This window comes from Oerskovia rustica, assembly GCF_014836555.1.
GTDB lineage: Bacteria > Actinomycetota > Actinomycetes > Actinomycetales > Cellulomonadaceae > Oerskovia > Oerskovia rustica.
Window position 1 is genome coordinate 72,404 of sequence record NZ_JACSQQ010000011.1, and the last position, 6,501, is coordinate 78,904.

4 protein-coding genes are annotated in these 6,501 nt (G+C 73.8%); 2 read left to right on the forward strand and 2 right to left on the reverse strand.

The genetic code is table 11. The features are described 5' to 3' along the window. Nucleotides 1-4: 4 nt before the first annotated feature. Nucleotides 5-853: an alpha/beta fold hydrolase gene (locus H9652_RS08360; RefSeq protein ID WP_191795843.1), complete on the forward strand. Its 849-nt coding sequence runs from the start codon at nucleotides 5-7 to the stop codon at nucleotides 851-853. Between the two features lie 10 nt (nucleotides 854-863). Here H9652_RS08360 and H9652_RS20265 read toward each other — a convergent pair whose 3' ends face one another. Then, nucleotides 864-2,435 carry a M15 family metallopeptidase gene (locus H9652_RS20265; protein ID WP_191795844.1) on the reverse strand — a complete coding sequence of 524 codons (1,572 nt, stop codon included), beginning with the start codon at nucleotides 2,433-2,435 and terminating at the stop codon, nucleotides 864-866. A gap of 292 nt (nucleotides 2,436-2,727) precedes the next feature. Between H9652_RS20265 and H9652_RS08370 the strand changes: the two genes are divergently transcribed. Then, nucleotides 2,728-2,964, forward strand: a complete 237-nt coding sequence (locus H9652_RS08370; RefSeq protein WP_191795845.1) for a hypothetical protein — start codon at nucleotides 2,728-2,730, stop codon at nucleotides 2,962-2,964. Nucleotides 2,965-2,995: 31 nt separating this feature from the next. Here the strand turns inward: H9652_RS08370 and lysX are convergent, their stop codons facing one another. Further along, nucleotides 2,996-6,397: a bifunctional lysylphosphatidylglycerol synthetase/lysine--tRNA ligase LysX gene (lysX, locus tag H9652_RS08375; protein WP_191795846.1), complete on the reverse strand. Its 3,402-nt coding sequence runs from the start codon at nucleotides 6,395-6,397 to the stop codon at nucleotides 2,996-2,998. Between the last annotated feature and the right edge of the window lie 104 nt (nucleotides 6,398-6,501).

The following is a 6,501-nucleotide window of genomic DNA, read 5'->3' on the forward strand; positions in this document are numbered from 1 at the left end:
CTCCATGACGACGGCGACCCCGCCCCCCACCACGTGGGTCATCCTGCCCGGGCTCCTGCTCGCCCCCTCCGACATGGAGCCTCTGGCGCGCGTCGTGCGGGAGCAGTTCCCGGCCGCGACCGTGCTCGTGCTCGACTCGTGGGAGACGGCGGTCACCGCGCCCGTCGCCGCGATCCGGGCGTCTCTCGGGCTGGAGGGGCGGCACGCCCCCGCGAGCATCGGCCTCGTGGGGCACAGCGTGGGCGGCCTCGCAGCGATCGAGTGGGCGCTGACGCACCCCGAGGAGCTCGGGGCCGTCGTGCTCCTCGACCCGACGGCACCCTTCCTGCCGCGTCGCCCCGAGCGGCCCGCCCCGGTCGGGGCGACGCTGTTCGCGGAGAGGCTGCTCCACGCGGGCGGCACCCTGCTCGCGCGCTGCGGGGCGGTGACGAGGCGCGGGCCCGCGCTGCGCCGTCGGGCCTGGTACGACGGGACGCACCGCCCCGACCCCATGCCCGACGACGAGGCCGCCCGCCGCTACGGCACGCCCGAGGCGTGGCGACTCCTGGTGGGGCAGTACGAGCAGAGCTGGTCGCAGGCCGAACGCGTCACCGCCCTGTTCGCCGGCCGCTCCGACGCGCTCGACCGTCTCGCGGTCCGCCCCGTCCAGCTCGTCGGGTGGGGGAGCCGAGGGCAGGGGCCGTTCCTGCGGGAGGAGCGCGAGCTCGGGGCGCGCCTCGGCGCGAGCGTCTACGGGCTACCGGGCGAGGGACACATGTTCCCGCTCACGAGGCCCGACGTCGTCGCGCAGGTCCTGCGAGGAGAGGTCCCGGACGGGGCGCTCGCGCCCGACCGGGACGCGGCGTTCCGCTGAAGGACGGCGGCTACCAGCCGGCCGCGTACTCGAAGTGCCAGGGCTCGGGCTTGGACCCGTTGGGACGGGCCCACGCGGGGTTGTCCCACCCGTACAGGGGGGCGTTCGAGCGCAGCCACTTGTACTGGGCCGAACCGGGGCTCGATGCCGGCGCTGCAAGATCGATCGCGAGGCCCCAGCCGTGGTTCGAGGTCCCGGGGACGGCCGCGAGGCCGGGCTTGGCGGCCCGCGTCGAGACCTGCTCCGAGTAGGACCGGTACGTGTCCGTGAGCGGGATCGACGTGCCGAACCGCTGGGCGTAGGCCGCGGACAGCTCCTCGAGCATCGCGGCAGCGTCGCAGCGCAGGGACTGGCTCGGTGCGAACGACAACGACGTGAGGGCCGACGCCGGGATCTTGCCGTTGGAGAAGTTGGCGGACCCGCACTGGTCGAGCAACGTCGCCGCACGGGTTCGACGCTCGGCCGCGAGCTCTGCCGGGGTCGCGGGGGCCGGCGTGACGACCGACTGGGACGTCTCACCGAAGTCGTTGAGCTGCATCGCCACGTTGTTCATCGCCTGGCCGAGGTCCGCGGTCGTGAGCGGACCCGAGGCCGCACCCTCGTCCTGCGTGACCGTCGTGTCGGCGACCTCGGCGCTGTCGGCGAGGGACGTGCGCTCGTTCGAGCGGGACGCGCGCTGCGAGCCCTCGCTGCGCTCGGCCAAGATCTGGTCCTTGAGGGCTGCGAGCTCCGCACGCGCGGTCTCGAGCTCGTGCGTGGAGGCCGAGGATGCCTCGGCACGTGCCAGGAGGGCCTCCGCCTTGGCGATCATGTCGTCCTGGGTGGCGTCCGCCTGCCCGGCGAGCGTCGTGGTGTTCCCGCCCTCGTCGTCCGCGAGGTCGGCCTGCTGCCCGCCGGGGGCGAGGTCGCCCGACGCCGTGCCGGGGATGATCATGGGCACGCACGCCAGGGCACCGACGAACGCGGCGCCCGTCGCGGCGCGCGCCACGAGACGCGAGCCGAACAGGGTCCCCCGGGCCGGTGTCGCGGGGGCGACCGGGGTGGAGCCGGTCGCGGGGCCGCCCGACTTGCGCTCACGCCGGCTCAGCGGCGGGAAGGTCGGGTCGGTGGTCGGAGCGGCGGGCGCATCCGCGGCGGTGGTGACGACCGGCGTGGGCGTCGAGCGCAGCGGCGTCGGGGCCGGGACCAGGACGACGGGGATCTCGCCCGACGGTGTCCGGAGCGGCGCGGCGGGCTCGGGGGCGGCGCGCAGGATGCCGGTCGGCGGGAACGGAGAGGTTCGAGGGGCAGCCGCCACGGCCGCTGCCGGTGCGACGACCTGCGGCGCGGGGGACGTCACCGGGGTCGCCGCCGTCGGCACGGGGAACGGTGCCGGGCGTGCCGCGGTCTGCGGCACGGCGAACGTCGCGGGGCGCGAGCTGCTGGTGTGCCGGTGCTCGACCTGCAGGTGGTCGACGTGGGGGCGTCCCTCGAGTCCGGCCGCGGCGAGCTCTCGCGCGCGAAGCTCGGCCTGACGTTGACGCCGCGTGGGGGTCGGCGCGGCGCCGTGCGGGCGCTGCTGGACCGGTGCGGACGTTTCCACCTGACGTGACTCCTGTGCTCTGGGACGGCCTCCGGCTGGAGGTCGGTACCGACTTCGTGGTGCGGGAGCCAGTGGTCGTTGCCGTCCGTCGTGCGCCCGATCGCGGCCTACGTTACTCGTTCGTTATCGACAAGTGTGACGCCGTCGGCCCCCGAGACGGCCGGGGCCGCACGGTGGTGCGGAAAACTCGTCCGATCCCGCCGTCGTCCCACGTTCGTCCCGTCCTGCGGCTGGCCGACGCGTGTCCGGTACGTCATGGTTGGTGCGGACCGACCCCCGACCGGAACGAGGGATGACGATGCTGTACCTGTTCGCCGTGGTCTTCGGGGCCGCGACGGGAGTGGTCCTCGACCACCTCAAGCAGCAGCGCGCCACGACGGCGATGCTCGCGCTCGTGCTCGCCTTCGGCGCCGGGGGCGGGGCCTTCGGTGCGGTGGCGGACGCGCCGTTCGCGGTCGGGGCCGCACTGGTCTCGCTCGGGCCCGGGATGATGCTCGGCGCGGGTCTCCGGCGCGCGGCCACGCGCTGACCGCGGGGCCGGTGACCGGGCCCGGACCGGGTCAGCCCCGCCCCGACGGGCGGACGAACGGGAACGCGAGCGTCTCGCGGATGCTCGCCCCGATGAGCATCATGTAGACGCGGTCCACCCCGATCCCGAGCCCGCCGGTGGGCGGCATCGCGAACTCCAGGGCGGAGAGGAAGTCCTCGTCGACCTCCATGGCCTCCGGGTCGCCCGCCGCGGCGAGCAGCGACTGCTGCGTGAGGCGGTTGCGCTGGTCCACGGGGTCGATGAGCTCCGAGTACGCGGTGCCCAGCTCGGCGCCGAACGCCACGAGGTCCCACCGCTCGGCGAGCCGCGGGTCGCGGCGGTGGGTGCGCGTCAGGGGCGAGGTCTCGAGCGGGAAGTCGGTGTAGAACGTCGGCTCGACCGTCTGCCCCTCGACGAACGCGTCGTACAGCTCGGTCACGATCGCCCCGTGCGTCATGTCCGGCGTGAAGTGGACGCCCTTCTCCTCGCAGATCGCCTGGAGCGTGGCCATCGGGGTGTCCGGGGTGACCTCCTGGCCCACGGCCTCGGACACCGCCCCGTGCACGGTGCGGACGGGCCACTCGCCGTCGAGCCGGACCACGGTGCCGTCCGCCCGCCGCGAGACCGGCTCGCCGTGCACGGCGATCGCGGCCTCGACGATGAGGTCGCGCGTGAGCTCGCGCATCGTCGTGTAGTCGCCGTACGCCTGGTACGCCTCGAGCGACGTGAACTCGGGGTTGTGGGTCGCGTCGACGCCCTCGTTGCGGAAGTTGCGGCCCAGCTCGAAGACCCGCCCGACGCCGCCGATCGCGAGCCGCTTGAGGAACAGCTCGGGCGCGATGCGCAGGTACAGGTCGAGGTCGTACGCGTTGATGTGCGTCGTGAACGGCCGGGCGTTCGCACCGCCGTGCACGCGCTGCAGGATCGGGGTCTCGACCTCGATGAAGTCGCGCGCCGCGAGCGAGTCGCGCAGCGACTTCACGGCTGCGCTGCGCCCGCGCAGGATCTGCGCCGTCCGGGTGTCGAGGGCCAGCTCCATGTGCTTGAGCCGCACCTTCGCCTCGGCGTCGGCGAGCCCGCGGTGCTTGTCGGGCGGCGACGTGAGGGCCTTGGACGCCATCTGCCACGCGTCCGCGTGCAGGGACAGCTCGCCGCGGCGGCTGCGGGTCAGGTCGCCCGTGACGCTCACCTGGTCGCCCAGGTCGACCGCGCGGCGCCAGAGCCCGAGGTCTGGTCCGGGCCGGTCGGCCGTGAACATGACCTGGATCTCGTCGACGCCCTCGCGCAGGTCGGCGAAGATCACGCCGCCGTGGTCGCGCAGACGCACCACACGCCCGACGACGGACAGGTCGCCCTGGGCGGCCACGTCGCCCGGTGCGGTGCTCGCCCCGGCCGGTGCGGCGCCGTCGGGCCCCGGAGCGTCCTGCGACCGGCCGAGCGACGTGCCGCGTCGCACGGCCTCCGCGATCGAGACGGTGCGTGGGACCGAGACGGGGTAGGGCTCCATGCCCGCCGCGCGCAGCACGCCGAGCTTGGCGTGGCGCGTGGCCTGCTGCTCGGTCAGGCGGCGCGTGGGCGCCGAGACGGTGAGCAGCGCGGTCTCCTGGGCCCGCACGGCCTCGGCGAACGCCGCGGAGACCTCGGGGCGGTGCAGGTCCGGCGACCGGTCGCGGCGGTGGAACAGGTTCGGGGTGTTCGGCAGGAAGCCCTCGGCCTGGCCCACCGCGAAGATGACCTGCGTGAGCTGGCCCGCGTTCTGGAAGCACAGGAGGCGCGGCTTCCAGTCCGGCAGGTACTTCTCGTTCGACTTGTACAGCGAGTCGAGCTGCCAGAACCGCGACGCGATCAGCAGCAGGCGGCGGTTGAAGCGTTGGATCGGGGTCGCGCCGATGCGTGCCCCCTGCTCGAACGACCCGCGGAACATCGCGAAGTTCATCGAGATGCGGTCGACGCCCATGCTGCGCCCGGCGGCGACGAGCTCGGTCACCATGAGCTCGGTGACCCCGCTGACGGCCTGCGGGTGGCGGCGCATGACGTCGAGGGACAGACCACGGCGGCCCCAGGGCACGAACGACAGGAGGCCCCGCGGGTTCCCGTCGGCGTCGTGCGCGGAGACGATCATCTCGCGCGGGTCCGCGGCGTCCCCCAGACGGCTCAGCGACATCGAGAAGCCGCGCTCCTCGCCGTGTCGCCACTCGTCGGCGGCGGCGACCAGGGCTGCGAGCTCGTCGGCCGGGATCTCGGCCTGGCGGCGGACCAGGACCCGGTACCCGTCGCGCTCGGGGCGTGCGACCGCGTGACGCACCGACCGCATCGCCGGGCCGTCGAGCGTGAACGTCCGCGTGTTGATGATCGCCTCGTCGCCCAGCGCGATCGGGTGCAGGTCCACGGCCTGGAACGCCTTGGCGCCCAGCTCGCTCGTCGACAGCACCGCGGGCACCCAGCCGAAGCGGCGTGCGTGCGCGCGCCACTGCTCGATCGCGTCGGGCCAGCTCGCCTTGTCGCCGATGGGGTCCCCCGCCGCGAGGCACACGCCGGAGATGACCCGGTAGGTCACGGCCGCCCGCTGGTCCTGGGAGAAGATCGCGCTGCGGTCCCAGCGCGTCGCGAAGTACTCGAGCGAGTCGTCGCTGGGGTGCTCCAGCAGGAGCTTGCGCACGGCGAGCTCGTCGGCCGCCTCGACCTTGGCGTCGTGCGGGGCCGAGCGCATGAAGACCGCGATCGCGAGCACCAGGGCGAGCGCCGAGATCAGACCCGCGACGAGGGCCAACCAGCCAGGACCCGAGCCGTCGGCGTGCAGCGGGTAGTCGCTGGGCTTGAGGCCGAGCGCGACCGACAGGCTCCAGTTCACCCGGTTGCGCATCCCGTGCAGCGTGTGGGGGAAGACCTCGAGCAGCAGGAGCGTGAGGAACGCCGAGACGGCGACACCGCCCACGAGCACCAGGATCGCCCGCCACCACGCACCCTTGCTGACCCGGGCAGGGAACGCGGACCGGGCCGCGATCAGCAGGACGACCGCCGCGACGGCCACGACCCACGACGCGATCTCGAGCGGTGAGAGCACCAGGCCGTCCGCTCGCAGCGCCTGCTTGTCCTCGTCGAAGACCCACAGCAGGCCCACCGCGAGCCCCAGCACCGCGACCGGGAACTGCCACACGATCACGACGAACCACAGGGCCGCCCGCTGCCGGCGCAGGAGGCCGCTCGCGATCACGCCGACCAGGACCACCGAGAAGACGCTCGGGAACGTGGGGATGTTCAGGACCGCCAGCCAGTCGCTCACCGTCCGCACGAAGCCGGGAGCGAACAGCAGCAGGATCAGCGCGAGCACGAGCCAGAAGGCCACGGCCTGCACGATCCTCCCCGCCCACGAGGCGACGGTCTCGGCCCAGGGTGGGGCGGAGGTGCGGGACAGGGAGGTCGAGCGGGGCATGCGTGCTCCTCGGTGCAGGTCGGTGCACTCATTCAAGCGCAGGAGCGGTGGATGCGAGAGGTGGAACACGGCTGACCACGCCGCTGACGTGGTGGGGGGGGGGG

Coding starts and splice junctions, on each gene's coding strand:
- H9652_RS08370 (WP_191795845.1), top strand. CDS start 2,728: ATGACGATGCTGTACCTGTTCGCCGTGGTCTTCGGGGCCGCGACGGGA.
- H9652_RS08360 (WP_191795843.1), top strand. CDS start 5: ATGACGACGGCGACCCCGCCCCCCACCACGTGGGTCATCCTGCCCGGG.
- lysX (WP_191795846.1), bottom strand. CDS start 6,397: ATGCCCCGCTCGACCTCCCTGTCCCGCACCTCCGCCCCACCCTGGGCC.